Annotated in this window: 20 protein-coding genes; 10 read left to right on the forward strand and 10 right to left on the reverse strand. The window is 69.4% G+C overall.

Annotated elements, in window-relative coordinates:
* Window positions 1-16 precede the first annotated feature (16 nt).
* Window positions 17-1645 (reverse strand): acyl-CoA dehydrogenase family protein, encoded by a 1629-nt coding sequence (locus tag AC1RIF_RS22040; protein WP_492603490.1) that lies wholly within the window; start codon window positions 1643-1645, stop codon window positions 17-19.
* Between the two features lie 72 nt (window positions 1646-1717).
* Window positions 1718-2482: a PaaX domain-containing protein, C- domain protein gene (locus AC1RIF_RS22045; RefSeq protein WP_492603491.1), complete on the reverse strand. Its 765-nt coding sequence runs from the start codon at window positions 2480-2482 to the stop codon at window positions 1718-1720.
* A 100-nt stretch (window positions 2483-2582) separates the two neighbouring features.
* On the opposite strand from AC1RIF_RS22045, the gene AC1RIF_RS22050 reads away from it, so the two are divergent.
* Complete coding sequence (locus AC1RIF_RS22050) at window positions 2583-3125, forward strand: PadR family transcriptional regulator (RefSeq protein WP_492603492.1); 543 nt, start codon at window positions 2583-2585, stop codon at window positions 3123-3125.
* Window positions 3122-4009: an alpha/beta fold hydrolase gene (locus AC1RIF_RS22055; protein ID WP_492603493.1), complete on the forward strand. Its 888-nt coding sequence runs from the start codon at window positions 3122-3124 to the stop codon at window positions 4007-4009. Before AC1RIF_RS22050 ends, AC1RIF_RS22055 begins: the two co-directional genes overlap by 4 nt.
* A 21-nt stretch (window positions 4010-4030) precedes the next feature.
* Here the strand turns inward: AC1RIF_RS22055 and AC1RIF_RS22060 are convergent, their stop codons facing one another.
* Window positions 4031-5368, reverse strand: coding sequence for an anaerobic C4-dicarboxylate transporter family protein (locus AC1RIF_RS22060; protein ID WP_492603494.1), 1338 nt, complete (start codon window positions 5366-5368; stop codon window positions 4031-4033).
* Window positions 5369-5482: 114 nt separating this feature from the next.
* On the opposite strand from AC1RIF_RS22060, the gene AC1RIF_RS22065 reads away from it, so the two are divergent.
* Both AC1RIF_RS22065 and AC1RIF_RS22070 read left to right on the forward strand, forming a co-directional pair.
* Window positions 5483-10006 carry an ATP-dependent helicase gene (locus AC1RIF_RS22065; RefSeq protein WP_492603530.1) on the forward strand — a complete coding sequence of 1508 codons (4524 nt, stop codon included), beginning with the start codon at window positions 5483-5485 and terminating at the stop codon, window positions 10004-10006.
* A gap of 4 nt (window positions 10007-10010) precedes the next feature.
* Complete coding sequence (locus AC1RIF_RS22070) at window positions 10011-10796, forward strand: DNA-formamidopyrimidine glycosylase family protein (protein ID WP_492603495.1); 786 nt, start codon at window positions 10011-10013, stop codon at window positions 10794-10796.
* On the opposite strand, the gene AC1RIF_RS22075 is transcribed toward AC1RIF_RS22070, so the two are convergent.
* Entirely contained in the window at window positions 10781-11383 is a 603-nt protein-coding gene (locus tag AC1RIF_RS22075; protein ID WP_492603496.1) for a TetR/AcrR family transcriptional regulator, read from the reverse strand. The genes AC1RIF_RS22070 and AC1RIF_RS22075 overlap by 16 nt on opposite strands.
* A gap of 84 nt (window positions 11384-11467) precedes the next feature.
* Between AC1RIF_RS22075 and AC1RIF_RS22080 the strand changes: the two genes are divergently transcribed.
* Both AC1RIF_RS22080 and AC1RIF_RS22085 read left to right on the forward strand, forming a co-directional pair.
* Window positions 11468-12406 (forward strand): oxygenase MpaB family protein, encoded by a 939-nt coding sequence (locus tag AC1RIF_RS22080; RefSeq protein WP_492603497.1) that lies wholly within the window; start codon window positions 11468-11470, stop codon window positions 12404-12406.
* Window positions 12407-12427: 21 nt separating this feature from the next.
* Entirely contained in the window at window positions 12428-12967 is a 540-nt protein-coding gene (locus tag AC1RIF_RS22085; protein WP_492603498.1) for a hypothetical protein, read from the forward strand.
* Window positions 12968-12979: 12 nt separating this feature from the next.
* Here the strand turns inward: AC1RIF_RS22085 and AC1RIF_RS22090 are convergent, their stop codons facing one another.
* Window positions 12980-14713, reverse strand: coding sequence for a glycerol-3-phosphate dehydrogenase/oxidase (locus tag AC1RIF_RS22090; RefSeq protein ID WP_492603499.1), 1734 nt, complete (start codon window positions 14711-14713; stop codon window positions 12980-12982).
* 75 nt (window positions 14714-14788) lie between these two features.
* On the opposite strand from AC1RIF_RS22090, the gene glpK reads away from it, so the two are divergent.
* Complete coding sequence (gene glpK, locus AC1RIF_RS22095) at window positions 14789-16327, forward strand: glycerol kinase GlpK (protein ID WP_492603500.1); 1539 nt, start codon at window positions 14789-14791, stop codon at window positions 16325-16327.
* Window positions 16328-16442: 115 nt separating this feature from the next.
* Here the strand turns inward: glpK and AC1RIF_RS22100 are convergent, their stop codons facing one another.
* Both AC1RIF_RS22100 and AC1RIF_RS22105 read right to left on the reverse strand, forming a co-directional pair.
* Window positions 16443-17666, reverse strand: coding sequence for an aminotransferase-like domain-containing protein (locus tag AC1RIF_RS22100; RefSeq protein WP_492603501.1), 1224 nt, complete (start codon window positions 17664-17666; stop codon window positions 16443-16445).
* Window positions 17667-17853: 187 nt separating this feature from the next.
* Window positions 17854-19257, reverse strand: a complete 1404-nt coding sequence (locus tag AC1RIF_RS22105) for an NAD(P)H-quinone dehydrogenase (protein WP_492603502.1) — start codon at window positions 19255-19257, stop codon at window positions 17854-17856.
* 201 nt (window positions 19258-19458) lie between these two features.
* On the opposite strand from AC1RIF_RS22105, the gene AC1RIF_RS22110 reads away from it, so the two are divergent.
* Window positions 19459-19929, forward strand: coding sequence for a gamma-glutamylcyclotransferase (locus AC1RIF_RS22110; RefSeq protein WP_492603503.1), 471 nt, complete (start codon window positions 19459-19461; stop codon window positions 19927-19929).
* Window positions 19930-19958: 29 nt separating this feature from the next.
* On the opposite strand, the gene AC1RIF_RS22115 is transcribed toward AC1RIF_RS22110, so the two are convergent.
* The 3 genes from AC1RIF_RS22115 to AC1RIF_RS22125 all read right to left on the reverse strand — a co-directional run bounded on the left by AC1RIF_RS22115 (window position 19959) and on the right by AC1RIF_RS22125 (window position 23030).
* Window positions 19959-21110, reverse strand: a complete 1152-nt coding sequence (locus AC1RIF_RS22115; RefSeq protein WP_492603504.1) for an amidohydrolase — start codon at window positions 21108-21110, stop codon at window positions 19959-19961.
* Window positions 21107-22243, reverse strand: coding sequence for a M20 family metallopeptidase (locus AC1RIF_RS22120; protein WP_492603531.1), 1137 nt, complete (start codon window positions 22241-22243; stop codon window positions 21107-21109). Before AC1RIF_RS22120 ends, AC1RIF_RS22115 begins: the two co-directional genes overlap by 4 nt.
* A gap of 88 nt (window positions 22244-22331) precedes the next feature.
* Entirely contained in the window at window positions 22332-23030 is a 699-nt protein-coding gene (locus AC1RIF_RS22125; protein WP_492603505.1) for an enoyl-CoA hydratase/isomerase family protein, read from the reverse strand.
* Window positions 23031-23096: 66 nt separating this feature from the next.
* Between AC1RIF_RS22125 and AC1RIF_RS22130 the strand changes: the two genes are divergently transcribed.
* Both AC1RIF_RS22130 and AC1RIF_RS22135 read left to right on the forward strand, forming a co-directional pair.
* Complete coding sequence (locus tag AC1RIF_RS22130) at window positions 23097-23882, forward strand: purine-nucleoside phosphorylase (RefSeq protein ID WP_492603506.1); 786 nt, start codon at window positions 23097-23099, stop codon at window positions 23880-23882.
* Window positions 23883-23929: 47 nt separating this feature from the next.
* A partial coding sequence (locus AC1RIF_RS22135) for a phospho-sugar mutase (RefSeq protein ID WP_492603507.1) occupies window positions 23930-25380 on the forward strand: 1451 nt, incomplete at its 3' end.

Raw genomic sequence — 25380 nt, forward strand, 5'->3', positions numbered from 1 at the left:
GCCGAGGTCAGCTCAGTCAGCCGACCTTCGAGGTGACGCGATCGATGATTGTCGCGAAGTCCACGCCGGCGGGCAGCGTGCCGTACACGCTGCCACGATCGCAGTTCAGCCGCGTCGTGATGAAGGCGTCGGCGACCGCATGATTGCCGTGGCGGACCAGGAGCGACGCCTGCAGGACCAGCGCCATCTGCTCGATCACGCGGCGGGCCAGGACCTCGGCGTCCGCCAGATCGGTCAGCTGGGAACGGATCTCGCCGACCGCGCGCTGGATGCTCGGTTCGGGGCCGGCCAGAGCCACCTCGCCGAAGAATGCCTCGACCGTGCCCGGGTTCTTGGCCATCGCGCGCAGCACATCGAGCGCCGCGACGTTTCCGCTGCCCTCCCAGATCCCGTTGAGCGGGGATTCCCGGAACAGGCGCGGCATCTGAGACTCCTCGATGAAGCCGTTGCCCCCGAAGCACTCCATCGCCTCGGCCGCGTGCGCGGGCCACCGCTTGCACACCCAGTACTTGCCGACCGCGAGCGCCAGACGCAGGAAGTCGGACTCCGCGGTGTCTCCGCGCGTGGCACGGTCGTGAGCGCCCGCGAGGCGCATCATCAGCAGCGATGCCGCCTCCGACTCCACCGCCAGGTCGGCCAGGACGTTCCGCATCAACGGCTGGTCGATGAGGTACCTGCCGAATGCCTGCCGATGGGTGGCGTGATTCACGGCCTGGGTGACGCCGCGGCGCATGCCCGACGCCGCCCCGATCAGACAGTCGAGCCGGGTCATGTTGACCATCTTGATGATCGTCGGCACACCGCGGCCCTCGTCACCGATCCGCCACGCGACGGCGTTCTCGTACTCGATCTCCGCCGACGGGTTCGACCGATTTCCCAGCTTGTCCTTGAGCCGCATCAGGCGAACATTGTTGCGAGTGCCGTCCTCCAGCACGCGGGGCACCAGGAAGCAGGTGACCCCGGCGTCGGTCTGCGCCAGGACGAGGAACAGATCGGCCATCGTCGCGGATGTGAACCACTTGTGGCCGACGATCCGGTACGTCCCGTCCGACTGCAGTGTCGCGCGGGTGGTGTTGGCACGAATGTCGGAGCCGCCCTGCTTCTCCGTCATCGACATCGTCGCGAGCAGGCCCGGCTTCTCCAGCGGCGCCCGGAGGCCACCCTCGTAGAGGGCGTTCGACAGCAACGGCTCGTAGATCGCGGCCAGTTCGGGCGTGTCCCGCAGTGCCGGCACCGACGCGTACGTCGCCGAGATCGGGCAGGTGTGACCGGCTTCGACGTTGCTCCACACGTAGAACTTGGCGGCGCGCGCCACGTGGCTGCCTGACCGGGGGTCGCTCCACGGCGCGCCGTGCATCCCGTTGGCGACGGCCGTGGACATCAACTCGTGCCACGCCGGATGGAACTCGATGTCGTCGATGCGGTGACCGAATCGGTCGTAGGGCCGCAGGACCGGCGGATTCTCGTTCGCCAGCCGGCCCAGCTCCTGCACGTGCTCGGTGCCTGCCAGCGCGCCGAGGCGGCTCACGTCGTCGACCGCCCAGGCGGCGCCCTCCCGGACGAGGCCCTCGAGCAGGGTCGGATCTTCGGCGACATTGTGGCCGTACAGCGGTACGGACTGGTTGAACACCTCGTGTGTCTGCATGACTGCCTCCTTCGACTGCCTGATTCGGACATTACGTTTTCCGAACAGTCGAAGTCAATAGGTAATACTCGGTCAGTCCGTGTGGCCGACCTCCGGAATCGACACGAACTCCTCCTGGTACGCGACCCACGCCGCATGAACGCGGTCGACCGTCCACGGATTCGGTCGAAGTTCCTGCGGCAGAACCGGGTCCGTGAGAAGGTGTCGGACGATCGCGGTTGCGACCGTGAATCGGTCGACCGTGCTCTCGGCCCGATCCATCAGGTCCAGCAGTCGCCGGGACTCGATCTCCCAAGCCGGGAGGTCCCACAACGATCCGAGGAGTTCATCGACGTCGCGCACCGGACTTCCGGTCAGCACCTCCACCGGTTCGTCGGCCAGGTCGAGCGATCGCGCCAGATTGGCCGGGCGCAGCCAGACCCCCTCGCGCAGTTCGGCGAGGCGGAGCCGGGACAGGCGCGCGCGCAGCGCAGCCCGGTCGCCGGGATCGCGCCCGGTCCCGGTCACGACGACGATCTCCCACGCCCCGTTCCACGGGAGGGTCTCCTGCTCGACCTCGTGCATGACGCGTTGGCGTCGCTCGAGGAGCGGTCCGCTCAGCCGGAACCCGTCGGGGGTGCGGATCAGGTCACCGCCGGACACCATCCGACTCAACGCGACTCGCGCCGCTGATTCCTTGATTCCGAACACGCGCGCCGCACGAACGACCTGCCCCGGAGTCGGCCGCTCCGGATGATTGCTCACGAGGAGACTGAGAATCACCCCGCGAGCAGTCAGTCGCGGCAGATGAGCCCCCAGGTCGAGCGGCGGAGAGCCGATCGCATCGTCCACGTTCATTCGCTCCTTGTCACGCAGGCAGGGCACCGGGACATGCCCCCGCAGCATTATCCAAGCGCACCCGCGTGACATTCAAATTTTTTAGTGTCATAGTTCAGTCATGTCCCTCCGAATGGCTCTGCTCGTTCTGATCGCCGGACAACCCCGTAGTGGGTACGACATCGGCCACGAGTTCGACGGAATGCTCAAGTTCGTCTGGCACGCCAAGCCGACGCAGGTGTACCCCGAGTTGAAACGTCTTGCCGCCGAAGGCTTGATCCGCGAGCAGGACGAGGGGCCCCGTGGCCGTAAACCGTACGAGATCACGGACGCCGGCCGGGCCTCGCTGCACCACTGGTTGACCGCGACCACGCCGGACCACTCGTTGCGCAACGAGACCGTACTTCGCTCCTTCGCGCTGTGGCTTGTCGAACCCGACGAGGCGACAGCATTCCTCTCCGGCGAACTCGAGTACCACCGAGCCCGACTACGCGGAATGCGAGCACTGAAGTCGGGCCTCGATCTCGCCAGTCCTGCAGACCGGGCCGCTCTACTCGGTCTGGAAGCAGGAATACGGCGCCTCGAGGCGATGATCTCCTGGGCCGAATGGGCAATCGAGACCGTCGCGACCTGGCCGCCCCTCGAGGAGTCGGCTTCCGCATGACCGACAACTCGAAAAGCATCGAACTCGAAGACGGCCGCCGGATCGGATACGCCGAGTTCGGGGACCCCGCCGGCAAGCCATGCCTCTTCGTCCACGGTTACGCCTCTTCTCGGTGGATGGCCGGCTGGGCCCTGCCTGCCGACGTGCTCGAGCGGAGTGCGGTCCGGATCATCGCCGTGGACCGCCCGCACTACGGGCTCTCGTCACCACACCCGGACGCGGGATTTCTGCAATGGGCCGCGGACGGGTCCGCGCTCGCCGCGCATCTCGGTCTGCAGCGGGTGTCCGTGATGGGTGTGTCGATGGGTGCGGGACCGGCGTTGGCACTGGCGGTCCGACGACCCGACCTCGTCTCGGGTACGACGATTCTCAGCGGCATGCCTCCGATCGGCGCCCACGAACGGTGGACCCCCGCCAGCCGGGGCGACGCCCTCTACTGGCGACTTGCGCGCCATGCGCCGCGGGTGCTGCAGAAGCTCTGTCAGGTCTCCTCGTCGATGCTGGCACGAGCCGCCGACGGAGAGACCGACACGCTGATCACGAGAATGGAGCGCGCGCTTCCGATGCCCGATCGGCAGGCTTTCCGCTCATTCCTCGACGACGATGCCCGTCGGGCAGCGTTCGTCTCCGACACACGAGAAGCCTCGCGCCAAGGCGGGGCCGCCACTGCCGGGGACCTCCGGCAGTATCTGCGGCCCTGGGGATTCGAACCGGAGGACGTCCGCAGCGCAGTCCGGTTGTGGCACGGGACCGAGGACCCGAAGGTTCCGGTCGAATCGGCGCGGCGATGGGCCGACCGCCTCGCTCAGTGCGAGGCGCGCTACGTGCCCGGCGGGCACTTCTCCCCGTTCCTGCACGTCGAAGACATCCTGAACGAGCTGTGATGCCGGGAGACCTCGACGTTCTCAGCCCAGCAACATACCCAGCCCCGCACCCGCCGCGACGGTCGTGACGGCGAGTACCACGGTGGGAACGAAGAAGGAGTGGTCGACGAGCTTGGTGCCGAGCTTGGTGGTGCCCGAGAGGTCGAAGTTGGCGGCCGCGATCTGGGAGCCGTTGGTGGGCAGCAGGTAGACACCCGCGAAGGCACCGGCCCACATGCCGCTGATGACGCCCGGCGCAATGCCGGCGGCGAGACCGATCGGCACGATGGTTCTCGTCGCGGTGGACTGGCTGGTGGTGAGCACGCAGACGAGGAACACGCCGAGCGCGAAGATCCACGGCGCGGCCTGGACCAGATCGCCGACGGTGTCGGTGATGGTCTCGCTGTGGGCGCTGATGAAGGTGTCGGTCAGCCACGCCAGGCCGAACAGCGCGATCGCCGAGACCATGCCGGCGCGGAACACCGTCGAGGCGGGCACCGCCGAGACGTCGGGCCGTGACACCAGCAGGATCACGGTGCCGACGACGAACATGATCATCTCGATGATCGGCGTCATGCCGAGCGGGGTGCCGTCGGCGGCGTCGGGACGGATGCCCTTGAACAGACCGAACACGACGATCGCGGCGACGCCGGCGAGGAAGATCAGCGCGGCATTGCGACCCTTCGTGGTCGACTCGAGCTTCAGTGTTCCCGGGCCGCCCGCCCCGGCGACCTCGAGCTCACCTGACTTGATCCGGGCCTGCACCTCGGGGTCGTCGCGCAGTTCCTTGCCCAACTTGTTGACGACGAACGACGAGATGACGATGCCGATGATCGCGGCCGGCAGCGTGATCTTGATGATGTCGATCAGTTCGAAGTCGTACGGGGAGACATCCGTGAGCGTCACCATCGCGGCCATTGCCGCCGACACCGGGCTGCAGGCGAGCGCGACGCCGGTCGCCACCACCGACAGCGACAGCGGCCGCGACGGCCGGACCCCGTTGCGGTAGGACAGGTCGTAGATCACCGGCAGCAGCGGGTACAGGATGTTCGAGGTCCCGGCGCCCACCGAGAACAGGAATGCCACGAGCGGCGCGATCAGCGTGATCTGTTTGGGTCGCCGCGAGATCAGTCTCGCCGCGATCGTCACCATCCAGTCGATGCCGCCGGCCACCTGCATCATCGACGATGCCAGCACCACCGACAGGACGATGAGCAGCGCATCGACGGGTGGGGTTCCGACGTCCTCGCCGAACACGAACACCAGCACCGCGACGCCCGCGCCACCCCACAGACCGAGCGCGACACCGCTCGATCGGGTGCCCATCACGATCGCCCCCAGCACGACGGCGAGCTCGAGCACCATCATCAACGTCTCCATGCCGCCCCGCCCGTCCTTCGTGAAGACTGATCGTTTGTTCAGGAAGCTACTACGAGGTGCCGCTCGGACGCGGGCTGAAAGTGCGTGTCGGACCCTGCGGGCAAGATGGAGCGCATGGACGCCGTCCTCGACCGCTTCTCCGCCCCCACCCGGGAGTGGTTCGACGGCGCCTTCGACGCGCCCACGGCCGCACAACTCGGAGCGTGGGATTCCATCGCGAGCGGGTCGCACACCCTCGTCGTGGCACCCACCGGCTCCGGCAAGACCCTGTCGGCGTTCCTGTGGGCGCTGGACCAGCTGGCGACGTCGACGGAGACCGACCGGGCCACCCGCGTCCTGTACATCTCGCCGCTCAAGGCGCTGGGCGTCGACGTCGAGCGGAACCTGCGTGCCCCGCTGGTCGGGATCACCCAGACCGCGAAACGGCTCGGCGCCGAGCCGCCGGAGATCCGCGTGGGGGTACGTTCCGGCGACACCCCCACCGGTGAGCGCCGCAAGCTGATCAAGACCCCGCCGGACATCCTCATCACCACGCCCGAGTCACTGTTCCTGATGCTCACGTCGTCGGCGAGGGAGACGCTCACGGCGGTCGACACGGTGATCGTCGACGAGGTCCACGCGGTCGCCGGCACCAAACGCGGCGCGCACCTCGCGCTGTCGCTCGAGCGTCTCGATCAGCTTCTCGCGAAGCCCGCCCAGCGGATCGGACTGTCGGCGACCGTGCGTCCGCACGAGGAGGTGGGCCGGTTCCTCGCCGGCGCCGCCCCCATCCGGATCGTGGCACCGCCGGCGGCGAAGACGTTCGATCTCACGGTGCGGGTGCCGGTCGAGGACATGACCGAACTGGGTGTCGCGGAACCGGATCCGGACTCGATGTCACCGGCGCCGCAGGCCGGGTCCATCTGGCCGCACGTCGAGGAGCAGATCGTCGATCTGATCCTCGACCATCGCTCGTCCATCGTGTTCGCGAACTCTCGCCGCCTCGCCGAGAAGCTCACCGCCCGACTCAACGAGATCTACGCCGAGCGCCTGGGCGGCACCGTCGAGAAACAGGGCAAGCCGCCCGCGCAGATCGGGGCGCCCACCGAGGTCAACTACGGCGCCGATCCACTCCTCGCCCGCGCCCACCACGGCTCGGTCAGCAAGGACCAGCGAGCCATCATCGAAGACGACCTCAAGTCGGGCCGGCTGCGCTGCGTCGTCGCCACCAGCAGCCTCGAACTCGGCATCGACATGGGCGCGGTCGATCTCGTCGTCCAGGTCGAGGCGCCGCCGTCGGTCGCGAGCGGACTGCAGCGCGTCGGCCGCGCCGGCCACCAGGTGGGCGAGATCTCCCGCGGCGTGCTGTTCCCCAAGCACCGCACCGACCTCATCCACTGCGCCGTCACCGTCGAACGCATGACCACCGGGAAGATCGAGGCTCTCGAAATCCCCGCCAATCCGCTCGACATCCTGGCGCAGCAGACCGTCGCCGCCACCGCACTCGAACCGCTCGACGTGGAGCACTGGTACGAGACGGTCCGTCGCAGCGGGTCGTTCGCGACACTGCCCCGGTCGGCCTACGAGTCGACGCTGGATCTTCTCGCGGGCCGCTATCCGTCCGACGAGTTCGCCGAGTTGCGACCACGGCTGGTGTGGGACCGCGACGCCGGTACCCTCACCGGACGCCCCGGATCGCAGCGTCTCGCCGTCACCTCGGGCGGCGCCATTCCCGACCGCGGCCTCTTCGCCGTCTACATGGTGGGCGAGCGACAATCACGCGTGGGTGAACTCGACGAGGAGATGGTCTACGAGTCCCGGGTCGGTGACGTGTTCGCGCTCGGCGCCACCAGTTGGCGGATCGAGGAGATCACGTTCGACCGCGTGCTCGTCAGCCCCGCGTACGGACTGCCCGGACGCCTGCCGTTCTGGCACGGCGACGGTCTGGGCCGCCCTGCCGAACTCGGCGAGGCGCTCGGCGGGTTCCTGCGCGAGCTTTCCACCAGCTCCCCCGACGACGTGGCCGCCCGGCTCACTGCGAGCGGACTCGACACCAACGCCACCACCAACCTCGCGGCACTGATCGCCGACCAGCAGCAGGCCACCGGACGCGTGCCCACCGACAAGACGCTGATGGTGGAACGGTTCCGCGACGAACTCGGCGACTGGCGCCTGGTGCTGCACTCCCCCTACGGCCTACGCGTGCACGCGCCGTGGGCGCTCGCGGTCGGCGCCCGGCTGCGGGAGCGCTTCGGCGTCGACGCGGCCCCCACCGCGTCCGACGACGGCATCATCGTCCGCCTGCCCGACACCGAGGACAACCCGCCCGGCGCGGAACTGTTCGCGTTCGAGCGCGACGAGATCGAGGACATCGTCACCGACGAGGTGGGTGGTTCGGCACTGTTCGCGTCACGGTTCCGCGAATGTGCCGCGCGCGCACTGCTGTTGCCGCGCCGCACCCCCGGCAAGCGGGCACCGCTGTGGCAGCAGCGGCAGCGCTCGGCGCAACTGCTCGACGTCGCCCGCAAGTACCCGACGTTCCCGATCCTGCTCGAAACGGTGCGCGAGTGCCTGCAGGACGTCTACGACCTCCCCGCATTGCGGGACCTGTTCGGCCGCATCGGCCGTCGGCAGATCCGCATCGTCGAGGTGGAGACGGCCTCGCCGTCACCGTTCGCGAGTGCGCTGCTGTTCGACTACGTCGGCGCGTTCATGTACGAGGGCGACAGTCCGCTCGCCGAACGTCGTGCCGCCGCGCTGTCGCTGGACTCGACGCTGCTCGCCGAACTACTCGGCCGGGTGGAACTGCGCGAGTTGCTCGACGCCGACGTCATCGACAAGGCCGAGCGCGAACTGCAGCGCCTGGTCCCCGAGCGCCACGCCCGCGACGTCGAGGGCGTCGCCGACCTGCTGCGCCTACTGGGTCCGCTCACCACCGAGGAAGTGGTCGCCCGCGCCGTCGCCGACCCGCTGCCGTGGCTCGAGGAACTGGTGGAACACCGACGCGCACTGCACGTCTCGTTCGCCGGCCGCCGTTGGTGGAGTCCCATCGAGGACGCGGCCCGGCTGCGTGACGGACTCGGTGTGCCGTTGCCGATCGGCACGCCCGCGGCGTTCACCGAACCGGTCGACGACCCACTGGGTGATCTACTGAGTCGCTTCGCGCGCACCCACGGTCCGTTCACCCTCGCCGAGGCCGCCGACCGGTTCGGCATCGGGTCGGCCGTCGCCCGGGACGTGCTGGTCCGGCTCGCGAACGAGAAACGAGTGGTCGAGGGCGAGTTCCGTCCCGGCTCGACCGGCAGCGAGTGGTGCGATGCAGAGGTGCTGCGGCGCCTGCGCCGGCGTTCGCTGGCCGCGGCCCGCGAGGACGTCGAACCGGTGAGCACCGCGACTCTCGGCCGGTTCCTGCCGGGCTGGCAGCATGTCGGGGGCTCGCTGCGCGGCATCGACGGTGTCGCGACGGTCGTGGAACAGCTTGCAGGAGTTCCGGTTCCGGCGTCCGCACTCGAGACCCTGATCCTGGGCGCCCGTGTCCGCGACTACTCCCCCGCGATGCTCGACGAACTCACCTCCACGGGCGAGGTGCTGTGGGCGGGCGCCGGGCAGATCTCCGGCAAGGACGGCTGGGTGAGCCTGCACCTGGCCGAGTCGTCGCCGCTCACGCTCGCCGCGCCCTCCGACATCGAGCTCACCGAGATGCACCGCGCCGTTCTCGACACTCTCTCCGGCGGCGGCGCGTACTTCTTCCGGCAACTGTCGGACACACTCGGCGCGACCGACGATCCCGCACTGACCTCCGCGCTGTGGGACCTGGTGTGGGCCGGATACATCGGCAACGACACGCTCGCCCCGCTGCGGGCGCTGCTGTCGGACACCTCACGGGCCACCCCCAGCCACCGCACTCCGCGGCGCGCTCCGCGCGCGCACGCCTACCGGCGGCTGGGCCGGCCCACCATGCCCACCCGGCCCGGACCGCCCACCGCTGGAGGACGCTGGTCGCTGCTCCCCGGACCCGAGCCGGATCCGACGCTGCGCGCGCACGCCACCGCGGACCTGCTGCTCGAGCGCTACGGCGTCGTCACCCGCGGACCAGTGGTGAGCGAGAACGTTCCCGGCGGATTCGCGTTGATGTACAAGGTCTTCAGCGGCTTCGAGGACGGTGGCCGCTGCCGCCGCGGATACTTCGTCGACACCCTCGGCGGGGCCCAGTTCTCCACGTCCGACGTGGTCGACCGCCTGCGCGGCTACAGCGACTCGATCGAAGGCCGGCACACGTCCATCCCCGCCGTCACGCTCGCGGCGTGCGATCCCGCCAACCCGTACGGCGCGGCGCTGCCGTGGCCCCCGTCGGTATCGGTCGAGGACGCACCGCGGCACCGGCCCGGGCGCAAGGCCGGTGGCCTGGTGGTCCTCGTCGAGGGCGAACTGGTGCTGTTCGTCGAGCGCGGTGGCCGCACCGTGCTCACGTTCACCGGCGACATCGGCGCGCTGCGCACCGCCGCCGAATCGCTCGCCGGCACCGTCAAGCGCGGAGGTATCGACAAGGTCGTGGTCGAGAAGGTCGACGGCACCACCATCCACGGCAACGACTTCGGCCAGTTGCTCGCGGAGGTGGGCTTCTCCGCTACCCCGCGCGGCTACCGATTGCGGGCGTGAGGCGATGCCCGAGGGAGACACCGTCTGGCAGACGGCGCACCGACTCGACGCGGCGCTCACCGGACGAGTCCTCACCGAGTGCGACATCAGGGTGCCGCGGTACGCCACGGTCGACCTGACCGGACAGCCGGTCGACTCGGTGATCGCCCGCGGCAAGCATCTGCTCACCCGCATCGGCGAGCACACGATCCACACGCACCTGAAGATGGAGGGCGCGTGGCACGTATATCCGCGGGGTGCGCGCTGGAAACGTCCCGCGCATCAGGCCCGCATAGTACTGGGCACCGATGATGCTGTCGCCGTGGGATTCTCACTCGGCATCACCGAGGTGCTCGGGACCTCCGACGAGGACAGCGCGGTGGGCCATCTCGGCCCCGACCTGCTCGGCCCGGACTGGGACGCTGCGGCGGCGACCGCGAATCTGGCGGCGGCAGGTCACCGTCCGATCGGTGAGGCCCTGCTGGACCAGCGCATCATGGCGGGCATCGGCAACGTGTACCGCAACGAGATCTGCTTCCTGCGCGGCGTCGATCCCCGCACCCCCACCAACCGAGTTCCGGACCTGCCCGCAGTAGTGGATCTGGCACACCGACTGCTGCGGGCGAACCGCGATCGCATCGTGCGGGTCACCACCGGTGACCGGCGGCCCGGACGCCGGGACTGGGTGTACGGGCGCGGCGGGAAGCCGTGCCTGCGCTGCGGAACGCTGATCGTCGCCGACGAGTTCGGTGAGGAACCCGGCCGGGAACGTTCGATCTTCTCCTGTCCCGACTGTCAGCCGCTGCGCTGACCTGCCCCGGAGACCAGCGCGACGCAGTGGGCCACGAACCGTTCGCGGGTGGCGGTGACCGTGCCGTCGAGGTAGCCGATGAACAGACTGGTCAGTGCGCCCACGAGGCCGACGGCGGTCATCTGCCGCGCGTCGGGATCGGTGATCTGCGACAGCTGCTCGTGCACCAGGAGCACGAATGCGGGAGCAAGTTGCAGTCCCTGCCCGCCCAGTGCCGGTTCGGTGAGCGGCGCGAGCAGCAGCACCCGGCCCCGCGCCGGGTCGTCGACCATCAACTCCACGAACGCCGACACCGCCGCGGCCGCGCGGTCGGGGGGCGTCGGCGCCGCGCCGATTGCCGCCACGAGCGCGTCGTGTGCCTGCCGGCCGACGTGGTCGTACACCGCTCGCGCGAATTGGTCACGGTCCGTGAAACTCTCGTAGAAGTACCGTTCGGTGAGCTCGGCGGCGCGGCACACCGCGCGGACGCCGACGGCCGCTCCGCCCTGCGCGCCCAGTAGTTCGATGCCTGCGGCGAGCAGTGCGTCGCGCCGGGCGGCACGGCGCTCCTCGATGCCGGTGCCCGCCCACGTCCGCTGCGTACCCACCACACCTCCGACCCTTGACCGCGTACCGCCCCCGATCCTAATCTGACAACGGGTGTAGTCAATTGCTTCCGGAAGGCGGCTCGCATGACCCGTTCGGACACGTCGGCACCGATCCCACTCGGTCCCGACTCGCTCACGTGGCGCTACTTCGGCGACTGGCGCGGCATGCTCCAGGGCCTGTGGGCGGGGTCGATGCAGAACATGCACCCGGGACTGGGTGCCGGTGTGGAGGAGCACTCCCGATTCTTCGAGGAGCGGTGGGAACGTCTGTTCCGGTCGCTGTACCCGATCGGCGGCGTGGTGTTCGACGGCGACCGCGCACAGCAGACGGCCGAGGAGGTCCGCGACTACCACCGCGACATCAAGGGCGTCGACGCGAAGGGACGCCGCTACCACGCACTCGATCCGGAGACGTTCTACTGGGCGCACGCTACGTTCTTCGTGGGCACGATCCTCACCGCCGACAACTTCATGGGCGGCATCACCGAGGATCAGAAGCGGCAACTGTTCACCGAGCACATCCAGTGGTACCGGCTGTACGGGATGAGCATGCGCCCGGTGCCGCAGACGTGGGAGGACTTCCAGAAGTACTGGGATCACATGTGCCGCAACGTTCTCGAGGACAACAAGGCCACCCGTGACGTGCTCGACCTGTCCGGCCTCGGCCGCCCACCGTTCCTGATGTGGATGCCGGAGCCGATCTGGCGGGTTGCCCGCATCCCGGTGTCGAAGGGGTTCGTGTGGCTCACGGTCGGGATGTACGACCAGCCCGTGCGGGACCTGCTCGGCTACCGCTGGGGACCGGTGGACGCATGGGCGCACCGCCGCGTCGGCAGGCTCGTGAATGCCGCCTTCCGTCTCGTTCCGGAGCGCAAACGTAAGCATCCGCGGGCACGCGGCGGCGTCGACCGGGTCAGTGGCCGGTCACCGGCCGACGCGCCGCTCGTGCACACGCCCGCCCGGAATCTGCCGCCGCTCGCGCATCGCGACGATCCGAGCCACTACTCGCCACCGGTGGGCTGACCCTGTGCGAGGCTCTGATGCATGCCATCGGATCTCGAATCGTTCATGCACGGCCCACTGCTGAGCCGCTCGAAGCCACTCGACAAGGACAACGCGGCGAGCCGCATCAGCGCGTACGTTTACGGCAACATCCTGATCCTCGCGGCACTCATCCCCGAGACCGTGGCCCGCAGCGACACCCGCACCATCGCCATCGTCGCCGGAACCGCGCTGTCGACCTTCATTGCCCACGCCTTCGCCGAGGGCGTGGGCAAATCGGTCCGCTCCGGCCGGCAACTGACGGCCACCGAGCGAATGGCCGAGCTGCGCGACTCGGTGCCGGTCCTCAGTTCCGCGGTCGTGCCGATCGCTGTCCTCGCGACCGCGGTCTTCGGGTGGCTGGAGCCGTTCACCGCGCAGGTGATCGCCGAGGTCGCGATCCTCATCCGCATCGCGTCGATGGTCTTCGTCATCACCCGGCTGCGCGGCGAGCGGCCGTCCGGCAACACCCTGATCGCCGCGGGCGCGCTCGCGGTGGTAGCGACGGCGATCGTCGTCCTCAAGATCGTGCTGACCCACTAGCGGCGATCAAGCCTAGTTGCCGCTCTGCACCGGCTCCAGGATCTCCGCCCGCGCCTCGGGGGCCGCGGCCCGCAGGGCATCGGCGGACGCGTCGTCGGGCTGCGCCTGCGACATGATCTCGGCCTCGACGCGCGCCCGATACGTCTCCACTTCGCGGTCGATCATGGCCGCGTCCCAGCCGAGGATCGGCGCGACGAGCTTGGCCACCTGCTCGGCGCAGTTCACGCCGCGGTGCGGGTACTCGATCGAGATGCGGGTGCGCCGCGCGAGGATGTCCTCGAGATGCAGCGCGCCCTCGGCCGCGGCCGCGTACACGGCCTCCACCTGCAGGTAGTCGGGCGCATCGGTGATCGGTTGGAGCAACTCGGGCGAATCCTTGCCCAGTTCCAGGACCTCGTCGATGAGCGATCCGTACCGGTCGAGCAGGTGCTTGACCCGGTACGGGTGCAGTCCGTGCAGCTGACCGAGATGCACCGCCTGGTTGACCAGCGCGAAATAGCCGTCGGCACCGACCAGCGGCACCCTCTCGGTGATGGACGGCGCGACACGGGCCGGAATGTCCTCCGACGCCAGATCGACGGCGTCCTGCCCCATCACCCGGTAGGTCGTGTACTTGCCACCGGCGATCGCGACGAGCCCCGGCGCGACACGCGCGACGGCATGCTCGCGCGACAGTTTCGACGTCTCGTCGCTCTCCCCCGCCAGCAGCGGACGCAGACCCGCGTACACGCCGTCGATGTCGTCGGGCGTGAGCGGAGTGACCAGCACCTTGTTGACGTGGCCGAGGATGTAGTCGATGTCGGCCTTGGTCGCGGCCGGATGCGCGAGGTCGAGATTCCAGTCGGTGTCGGTGGTCCCGATGATCCAGTGGCCACCCCACGGAATCACGAACAGCACCGACTTCTCGGTGCGCAGGATGATCGCGGCATCGCTCACGATCCGGTCGCGCGGAACCACGATGTGCACGCCCTTGGACGCCCGCACCCGGAACCGTCCGCGTTGGCGGGACAGCGACTGGATCTCGTCGGTCCATACCCCGGTGGAATTGATGACGACGTGGCCGCGGACCTCGGTGGTCTCGCCGGTCTCCGAATCACGGACCCGCACGCCGGACACCCGGTCGGCCTCCCGCAGGAACCCCACCACCTGGGTGGACGTCCGGACCACGGCACCGTAGTGGGCCGCAGTGCGTGCCACGGTCATCGTGTGGCGGGCATCGTCGACGACGGTGTCGTAGTAGCGGATTCCGCCGACGAGCGAGTGCCGCTTGAGTCCGGGCGCCATCCGCAGCGCACCCGCCCGCGTCAGATGTTTCTGTGCGGGCACCGACTTCGCGCCGCCCATCCGGTCGTACAGGAGGAATCCGGCCGCCATGTACGGCCGCTCCCACACCCGATGAGTCAGTGGGAAAAGGAACTTCAACGGCTTGACCAGGTGCGGCGCGAGCGTCGACATCGACAGTTCCCGCTCGTGCAGTGCCTCCGCGACCAGACCGAACTCGAGCTGCTCCAGATAGCGCAGTCCGCCGTGGAACATCTTCGACGATCGGGACGACGTGCCCGACGCGAAATCGCGTGCCTCCACGAGCGCCACCTTGAGCCCGCGGGTCGCGGCGTCGAGAGCCGCGCCGGCACCGACGACGCCGCCGCCGATCACCACCACGTCGAACTGCTCGGTTCCCAACTTCTCCCAGGCCTGCTCGCGCTGCTGCGGACCGAGGAATTGCACACCAGGCTGCTTGTCCAACTCGGGCTCCCGTTGTTGTCGGCAAATCTGTCCCCAGGCTAGTAGCTTCGTGCCCAGACTGCCCGAGAGACGAGGATGCCCGTGAGCCAGTACATCGCCGCGATCGACCAGGGAACCACGTCGAGTCGATGCATGATCTTCGACCACGACGGTCGCGTCGTGGGCGTCGCGCAGAAGGAGCACGACCAGATCTTCCCGAAACCGGGCTGGGTGGAACACGATGCGAACCAACTGTGGAGCAACACCCGCGAGATGGTCGGCTCGGTGCTCGCGAAGACGAACCTCACCGCGCAGGACATCGCGGCGGTCGGCATCACGAATCAGCGCGAGACCACCGTGGTGTGGGACCGCGAAACCGGTGAACCCGTCTACAACGCGATCGTCTGGCAGGACACCCGTACCGATCGGCTGTGCGACGAACTGGCCGGCGACGAGGGCCGCGGGCGATTCCGCGACGCCACCGGCCTGCCGCTGTCGACGTACTTCTCGGGCCCCAAGGTGCGGTGGGTCCTCGACAACGTCGACGGCGCCCGCGAGCGCGCCGAGGCAGGCGAGCTGTGTTTCGGCACGATCGACTCGTGGATCGTCTGGAACCTCACGGGCGGGCTGCACATCACGGACGTGACCAACGCGTCACGCACGATGCTGATGAATCTGCAGACACTCGACTGGGATCGGGACATCTGCGACGCGATGGGCATTCCGATGTCGATGCTGCCGGAGATCCGCAGCTCGTCCGAGGTGTACGGCGATCTCGCGCTGCCCGGCATCTCCGCCGGCATCCCCATCGCGGGCATCCTCGGCGATCAGCAGGCCGCGACGTTCGGGCAGGCATGCCTGTCCGAGGGCGAGGCCAAGAACACCTACGGCACCGGAAACTTCCTGCTGCTCAACACCGGAACCACCCCGATCCACAGCGAGCACGGCCTGCTCACCACGGTCTGCTACAAGCTGGGCGACAAGCCCGCCGTCTACGCACTCGAGGGCTCGGTCGCCGTCACCGGATCCCTCGTCCAGTGGCTGCGCGACAACCTGGGAATCATCCAGTCCGCCAAGGACATCGAGCCGCTCGCCAAGACCGTCGACGACAACGGTGGCGCCTACTTCGTGCCCGCGTTCTCGGGCCTGTTCGCACCCCGCTGGCGGTCGGATGCCCGCGGCGTGATCGCCGGCCTGACCCGCTTCGTCAACAAGGGGCACCTCGCCCGCGCCGCACTCGAGGCCACCGCGTACCAGACCCGCGAGGTCATCGAGGCGATGCGCGCCGACTCCGGCGTCGAGCTGAGCTCGCTCAAGGTGGACGGCGGCATGGTCGTCAACGAGACGCTCATGCAGTTCCAGTCCGACATCCTCGACGTCCCCGTCACCCGGCCCGTCGTGAACGAGACCACCGCGCTCGGCGCCGCGTATGCCGCGGGCCTCGCGGTGGGATTCTGGAAGAGCGAGGACGACATCCGCGACAACTGGGCGCAGGACAAGACCTGGGAGCCGCAGATGGACGACGCCGACCGCGAACGCCTCTACCGAGGGTGGAACAAGGCCGTCGAACGCACCTACGGCTGGACCGACGACGCAGACGACTCGGACGACACCGCCGACGCCCCTTCGACGTAGTCCTTCCACGCCACGAGGCGTCCACGCCAGTGCTCAGGCGCTGCTCCGACGCCGCGCAACCACTCGTCGACCTCGTGCGAATTCGTACGGATCACGAGGTTCTGTACAAATCCGATCACGCCTCGAGAACGGTCTCCGACCGCGCGTGCGCGTCGTGGGCCGCCTGCATCCGCCGGACGCCGTCGGTCAGCACCGCAACGTCGTACGTCGCGAAACACAGTCGCGCCGCATGCGGGTGGGTGGCGGCGACGCCGAACGCCCTACCCGGCACGTAGGCGACGCCGTGCCCGACCGCGGTATCCAGGAGCGCCGCGGTGTCGGTGCCGTCGGTGAATTCGACCCAGCAGAACATGCCGCCGTGGACGGTGGAGTGCACGAGCCGGTCGCCGAAGGCTTCCCCGAGCGCGCCGACGAGCGCGCCGGCCCGGGACTCGTACGCCGCACGGATCGTCGCGAGGTGCCCGTCCAGCCACTCGGAGTCACCGAGCAGTTCGGTCGCGATCCGCTGGGTGAGCGACGACCCGCACAGGTCGGCGCCCTGCTTGAGGAGTTCGACGGCCTCACACACGCGGCGGTCGCCGTGCAGCCAGCCGAGCCGCAACGCCGGTGCGAGGGTCTTGGATCCGCTCGACAGTCGCAGCACCCGGCCCGAATGTGTCGCGACGGGGTCGGGGGTCGGAGCACCGAACCACAGTTCGCCGTACGGATCGTCCTCGATGATCCAGAAGCCGTACCGGTCGGCGAGATTCGCGAGGTGCGCACGCCGAGCCGCGGACAGCACCACCCCGCGCGGGTTGTGGAAGTTGCTGACCGTGTGGACGACCTTGGGTCGCAACCCTTCCTGCAGCGACCGCTCGAGCGCGGCGGTGTCCATGCCGTCCTCGTCGAGTCCGATGGGAACCAACGCGGCCTGCGCGGTGCGGAACACCTGCAGGGCACCCGTGTAGCCCGGCTCCTCGACCACGACGACGTCACCCGGATCGAGCAGCACCTGCGCGAGCAGGCTCAGCGCCTGCTGCGACCCGTGGGTGACGACCACCTCGGCCGGCTCGATCGTCCGGCCCACCCGAGCGCTCTCGCGGGCGGCGATCACCTCTCGCAGCGGCGCCCAACCCGATGTCTCGCCGTACTGGACGGCGCGGGGATCGGCGAGCGCCTGCTCCGCGGCTCGCGCAATGCGTTCGCGCGGAACGAGTTCCGTGGCCGGCAGCCCACCGGCCAGACTGATCACATCTGGGCGGGCGGTGAGAGTGAGCAGATCCCGGATCGCCGAGCTACACAGCCCGGCCATCCGGGACGACAACGTGAGAGACGGACCGTGCGAGAAATCGAGGGACATGGAGCAACTCCGCAGTCGAGGGAACTGCCGTCGCGCACGACGGCGAAGGACGAAGGCAGGAACACCCAGGTCGCCTACGGATCGTCGTGGCGGAGAGCGATGCAAGGGGCCGACGGTTCTCGGCCCCTTGCATCATTTCACAGCCGATCCACGATATGGAAATCGCTTCCCAGATGCCGGGATCGAATCAGTCCAGATCGTCGTGGCGCATGAGCTGACGCGAGGCCTCGGTGATGGAACCCGACAGCGACGGGTACACCGAGAACGTCTGCGCCAGATCGTTGACCGTCAGGTTGTTCTGCACCGCGATCGCGATGGGCAGGATCAGCTCCGACGCCGTGGCCGCGACCACGACGCCGCCGATGACCACGCCGGTGGCGGGACGGCAGAAGATCTTCACGAAGCCGCGGCGCAGACCGGACATCTTGGCGCGCGGGTTCGTGTTGAGCGGCAGCATGACCGTGCGGGCCGGGACGTCACCGTTGTCGATCGCGGCCTGGCTGACGCCGACGTTCGCGATCTCGGGGCGCGTGAACACCGCGGAGGCGACGGTCTTGAGCTTGATCGGGCTCACACCCTCGCCGAGCGCGTGGTACATCGCGATGCGCCCCTGCATCGCGGCGACCGACGCCAGCGGCAGCAGGCCGGTGCAGTCACCGGCGGCGTAGATGCCGGAGACCGCGGTGCGCGAGACACGGTCCACGCGCAGGTAGCCGCCCTTGTCGAGCTCGATGCCGGCCTTCTCGAGACCCAGGCCCTCGGTGTTCGGCGTGGAACCGACCGCCATCAGCGCGTGGCTGCCGTGCACGGTACGACCGTCCGCGAGCTTGACGACGACGCCGTCCTCGGTGCGCTCGACCGCATCGGCACGCGCGTGCTTGACGAGGGTCACACCGCGCTCGGCGAGCACGTCCTCGAGGACGAGAGCCGCGTCAGCGTCCTCGTGCGGCATGACGCGGTCGCGGCTCGACACGAGCGTGACCTTGACGCCCATCTCGGTGTACGCGGACACGAACTCGGCGCCGGTGACGCCCGAACCGACCACCACCAGGTGCGACGGCAGCTCCTCGAGGTCGTACAGGTGACGCCACGTGAGGATCCGCTCACCGTCCGGGACGGCGCCCGGCAGCACGCGCGGGCTGGCGCCGGTCGCGACGAGGACGACGTCGGCTTCGAGGACCTTCTCCTCGCCGGTGGTCAGCGTCGCGCGGATCTGGTGCGCGGCCATGCCGACCTGCGGGTCGATCAGCTCGGCGGTACCCGACAGCAGCTGGACACCGACGCTCTGCAGGCGGGTGCGGATGTCGGACGACTGGACCTGCGCGAGGTTCTTGACGCGGGAGTTGATCTGCGGAAGCGAGATGGTCGCGCTCGCGGGATCGAGGGAAATGCCCAGGTCGGTGGCACGACGCATGTCGGTGCGGATGCCGGTGGACGCGATGAACGTCTTGGAAGGAACGCAGTCGAACAGCACACAGGCGCCGCCGATACCGTCGGAGTCGACCAGAGACACGGAGGCGCCATGCTGCGCGGCCACCAGCGCTGCCTCGTATCCGGCAGGTCCGCCACCGATGATCACGATCCGGGTCATTCGTCCTCCAAGCTCACCGCGCCGGCCGGGATCTCCAGCCAGGCCCGCGTACAACGCTATTCCAGTGACCGGGAACACGCAGGCTGCGCCCCCCGCTAGGCCCCCCTCGGTGTGAAATCGGGACCGTCGGAGGCGCCGGATCGCGCGGGCAGTGGTTCTCCCGCTACCCCCGTGCCGAGTACACCGATTAGGCTTGCCGCCGTGCCGATCTATGCCGCCTACGGGTCCAACATGCATCCGGAACAGATGCTCGAGCGCTGCCCGCATTCGCCGATGGCGGGCACCGGATGGCTCCGCGGATGGCGGTTGACCTTCAGTGGAGGCGACATCGGCTGGGAGGGCGCGCTCGCGACGGTCGTCGAGGATCCGGACAACCCGGACGCCAAGGTTTTCGTCGTCCTGTACGACGTCCCGGCCGAGGACGAGGAGCGCCTCGACCGCTGGGAGGGCTCGGAACTCGGAATCCACCGCAAGATCCGACTGCGGGTCGACACCGCCGACGGCCCGGTCCTGGCCTGGCTGTACGTTCTCGACGCCTACGAGGGCGGGCTGCCGTCGGCCCGCTACCTGGGTGTGATGGCCGACGCCGCGGAGATCGCCGGCGCCCCCGCCGACTACGTGCGGAGCCTTCGCACCCGCAACAGCCGCAACGTGGGTCCCGGCACCCCGTAGCGCCGTCACAGGGCCGGCTCAGGGCTGGCTCAGGACTGCAGTACCAGGTTCGTCAGTACCCGGACGCCGGTCGTCAGCGCCCGCTCGTCCAGGTCGAACGTCGGCTGATGGATGTCGAGTTGTTCCCCGTGCCCCGACCACACACCCAGCCGGGCCATCGCACCCGGCGCCTCCTCCAGATACCAGGAGAAGTCCTCGCCGCCGCCGGACTGCGGTGTGTCGGCCAGGGCGTCGGGACCGATCGCGCGGACCGCGTCCTCGAACATTCGCGCCGAGACCTCGTCGTTGACGACAGGCGGCACACCGCGTCGGTAGTTCAACTCGTACCGCACACCGGTCGGCGCGAGCAGGCCGTGCACGATCTCCCGCACCGTCGGCTCGAGCAGCGCCCACGTGTCGTGGTCTCCGGTTCGGACGGTTCCCGTGAGGATGCCGCTGCGCGGGATCGCATTGGGCGCCTGACCCGCACTCACCGCGCCCCACACCATGACGGTGCCGCTGCGCGGATCGATACGGCGGCTGAGCATGCCCGGCAGACCGGTGATCACCGTGCCGATCGCGTACACCAGGTCGGTCGTCAGGTGCGGGCGGGACGTGTGTCCACCCGGCGAATCCAGGACGAGTTCGACGGTGTCGGCCGCCGAGGTGATCGCGCCGACGCGCACTCCCACCCGGCCCGCCTCGAGCCGCGGATCGCAGTGCAGCGCGAAGATCCGCGACACCCCCTGCATGCCACCGGCGGCGACGACGTCGAGCGCGCCGCCCGGCATCACCTCCTCCGCCGGCTGGAAGATGAACCGAACCCCGATCGGCAGCTGCGGCAACGAGTTCAATGCGAGTGCAGCACCGAGAAGGATCGCGGTGTGCGCGTCGTGGCCGCAGGCGTGGGCGACGCCCGGCACCGTCGACGCGTACGGCGCGCCGGTGGCTTCCTGTATCGGCAGTGCATCCATGTCGCCGCGCAGACCGATCCGCATTCCGCCGGGGCCGATGTCACAGATCACGCCCGTCCCGCCGGGCAACAGCAGCGGCGACATCCCGGCCGCGGACAGGTGGCTCGCGACGAATGCAGTGGTCGCGAACTCGTGCCGGGCCAGTTCCGGATTCGCATGGAAGTGCCGCCGCCACCGCGACAGGTCGATCGCGTGCTCGGCGAGCCACTTCTCGATACCCTCGTTCACCGCCGCGCCACCCCCTCGAGCAGTCGGGCCCGCTGGCCCTCGTCGAGTGCCGCGCGAATCGCGGTGCGCGCCAAGGCCGTAGCGCCGTCGAGCACCGCCTGGTCGGCCGACTCGGTGACGGCGGCCGCCGCGAACTCGGGTTGATGGGTCACCGCCCCACCGGAGTCGATCCCCACCACCGGATGGATCCCGGGGAGCGCGTGCGTCAGATTCCCCATGTCCGTACTGCCCAGCGGCCGAGACGATTCCAGTTCCACCGGAAGCGGGGTGCGACCGAGGTCGACGATCTCCTCACGATAGGCGTCGACCAGCCACGGATCCGGCCGCAACTCGGTGTAGGTCGGCGAGACCGTCCGGACCTCGTGTGTACACCCGGTTGCCAGGGCACCGGCCGCGAAACACGACTCGGCGCGGCCGGCCAGTTCGTCCAGCGACTCCGCGGTCCGCGCCCGCAGGTAGTACAGCATCTCGGCACGCGCGGGAACGATGTTGGGCGCCACGCCGCCGTCGCTGACGATGCCGTGCAACTGCTGTCCGGGCGACAGGTGCTGTCGCAGCAGCGCCAGCGCGACCTGCGCGACCGTGGTCGCGTCGGCGGCGTTGCGGCCGAACTCCGGCGCAGCCGAGGCGTGCGCCTCGCGACCCGTGTACGTGACAGCGATGTCCGCGAGGGCCAGCGAGGTGGCGCCGACGATGTCGAAGGGGCCTGGATGCACCATCAGGGCCGCAGCCACATCGTCGAACACTCCCCGCTCGAGCATCAGCACCTTGCCGCCGCCCGATTCCTCCGCCGGGGTCCCGATCACACGGACAGTGATCCCCAGTTCGTCGGCGACCGATGCGAGCGCGAGACCCGCACCGACCGCAGATGCCGCAATGACGTTGTGCCCACACGCATGACCGATCTCGGGGAGCGCGTCGTACTCGGCAAGGACAGCGAGCACCAGCTCCCCACTGCCGAAGGTCGCATCGAACGCGGTGGGTAGCTCGGCAACCCCGGTGCGCACCTCGAAACCGCGGTCCCGCAACACGTCGGCGACCTTGGCCGCGCTGCGATACTCCTCGAACGCGAGCTCAGGCTCGGCGTGGACGGAGTGCGACAGCGCGACCAGATCAGATCGCGCCGCCGACAGCGTGCCCGACACCGAGATGGACAGAGCAGCCGACAGGGATCCTGATTTCACAGATCCCAGTCTCTCACTCCTACCCGACCGGGCCCGCCTATCCGAACTTGAAGTTGCTCTCGTCGGTCACGGTACCCAGCGCCTCGAGCGTCTCGCGGTGGATACCGCGCTTGATGCCGGACAGGTTCGCGCCGTGCGTGGACGCCAGCGCCGACGCGCGCGCGACGGCGGCACCGAGCACCAGATCCCCCTCGACCGCGTCGTCGACGATCCCGGCGGCGAGTGCGTCGGCGCCGCCGTAACGACGACCGGTCGTCATCGCCTCGACCGCCGTCTGACGCGGCAGACGGGTGGACAGCAGCGTCGACATCCCCACCGTGAAAGGCATGTTCAGGTTGACCTCGGGGAGGCAGTAGTAGCCGCGATCGCTGCGCATCACCCGGAAATCGTGGGAGCTGGCGAGCATCGCGCCGGCACCGAACGCGTGCCCCTGCACGGCCGCGACGGTCGCCATCGGGAACTCGAGGAGGCGGGTGAACACCGTGTGGACCCGGTCGAGGTAGCCGGGCAGCTTGTCGAGATTGCCGAAGATCCAGTCGGTGTCGAGGCCGTTGGTGAAGAACTTGCCGGTGGCCGTCGTGACCAGTGCCGCGGGCCCCTCGTGCGCCTCGACCTCGTCGAGCAATGCGTGTGTCGCGTCGATCCAGTCGGGGTGGAACCGATTCTCGTTGTCCGTCTCGCCCTCGTTGCCGAGGTAGAGGACGAAGACGTCGCCTTGGCGATTCAGGTATGGCATGAACCGGATACTACCCGTGAGTAACATTTCGTGGCACCGCTACCGCTCGCACTACTGTGTCCGTTCATGGGCACACTCGAGCAGCAGGCCGCCGACGTCCTCGCCGACCGCACCGGAATCGCGAAACACGCCGCAGCCGTCGTCCTCGGATCCGGCTGGCAGGCAGCGGCCGACGCACTCGGTCGAGCATCCGCCGCGGTCCCGATGGCCGACCTGCCCGGCTTCGCGACACCGTCCGCGTCCGGCCACGCCGGGACCGTGCTGTCGGTCCGGGTCGGCGACACCCCGGTGCTGGTGATGCTCGGCCGCGCGCACGCCTACGAGGGCCACGAGTTGTCCCGCGTGGTGCATCCGGTCCGGACCGCGATCGCGGCCGGCGCCGCAACCGTCGTCCTCACCAACGCCGCCGGCGGGATCCGTGAGGGAATGAGCGTCGGCGAACCGGTCCTCATCAGCGATCACCTCAACCTCACCGCCCGCTCTCCGCTGGTGGGCGCGCAGTTCGTCGACCTGGTCGACGCCTACAGCCCCCGACTGCGCGGACTCGCCCGCGAGATCGACCCGACGCTGAGCGAGGGTGTGTACGCGGGCCTGCCCGGACCGCACTACGAGACGCCCGCGGAGATCCGGATGCTGCGCACCCTCGGCGCCGACCTGGTGGGAATGTCCACCGTGCACGAGACCATCGCGGCGCGGGCACTCGGTGCCGAGGTGCTCGGTGTCTCGCTGGTGACCAATCTGGCCGCGGGCATCACCGGCGAACCGCTCGACCACGCCGAGGTCCTCGCCGCCGGGCAGGCGTCCGCCGCCCGCATGGGCGGACTGCTGCGCGACCTGCTGGCCCGGCTGTGACCACGGCTCGCCCCCTCCGCTTCGGCACCGCGGGCCTACGCGGACCCGTGGGAGACGGGCCCGGCTGCATCAACGTCGGCGTCGTCGAACGCGCGACGGCCGGGCTGGCGCAGTGGCTGCGCGACCGCTGCCTCGGCGGCGGGACCGTGGTGGTCGGCCGGGATGCCCGACACGGATCCGAGGAGTTCGCCCGCGCCGCCGCGGAAGTCCTGGCCGCCGAGGGATTCACGGTGATCCTGCTGCCACGACCGCTGCCCACACCGCTGGTCGCGTTCGCGGTGCGCCGCCTCGGCGCGGTGGCCGGGGTACAGATCACGGCCTCGCACAATCCGCCCGCCGACAACGGCTACAAGGTGTACCTGTCGGGCGGCGCCCCACTGGTCGCGCCCGCGGACCGCGAGATCGAGGACGCGATCGGACGGGTCGGACAGATCCGGCGCAGCCCGGTCGCCCCGGCCGACGAGGAACTGGTCGACGAGTACCTCGCCCGCGTCGCGGCTCTGCCCCGCGGAACGTCGCGTCGGATCCGGATCGCACTGACCGCACTGCACGGTGTCGGCGGCGACACCGCGGTCGCCGCGCTACGTGCCGCCGGTTTCACCGACATCCACACCGTCGCGGCACAGTTCGAGCCGGACCCGGACTTCCCGACGGTGACCTTCCCGAATCCCGAGGAGCCGGGTGCGGCGGACGCCCTGCTGGCCTTGGCCGCCGACGCCGACGCGGATGTCGCGATCGCGCTCGACCCCGACGCCGACCGTTGCGCCGTCGGCGTCCCGGACGCGAACGGCTGGCGGATGCTCACCGGCGACGAGACCGGTGCGCTGCTGGGGCAGCGGATCCTGCAGCACGCCGCGGGCGACTCGCTCGTCGCGACCACGATCGTCTCGTCGACGCTGCTCGGGAAGATTGCGGCAGCCCGAGGTTTCCGATCGGCCCGCACCCTGACGGGCTTCAAGTGGCTGGTCCGCGCCGGGGACGGCCTGGTCTATGCGTACGAGGAGGCGGTCGGGCACTGTGTCGACCCCGAAGTGGTGCGGGACAAGGACGGCGTCTCGGCAGCTGTCCTGATCGCCGACCTGGTCGCCGACCTCGCCGAGTCGGACCGCACGGTGCAGGGCGTGCTCGACGACCTGGCCGTCGCGTTCGGGGTGCACGAGACCGGTCAGGTGTCGCGGCGCACCGACGACGTCGCCGCTATCGCCCGAATCATGGAGCGACTGCGTACCGATCCCCCGACCGATATCGCCGGGATCCCGGTCGAGGCGACCGACCTGAGGGACGTGCGCGGAGGGATGCGTACGGACGCCGTCGTGTTCACCGGCCGCGATCTGCTGGTGACGGTCCGCCCGTCGGGCACCGAGCCGAAACTCAAGTGCTACTTCGAGGTGGTCGAATCCGTCCGGGAGGGGGACGTCGCCGCGGGGGGGGGGGGGGGGGGGGGGGGGGGGGGGGGGGGGGGGGGGGGGGGGGGGGGGGGGGGGGGGGGGGGGGGGGG

Source organism: Prescottella sp. GW823-FHT02E09, assembly GCF_058797375.1.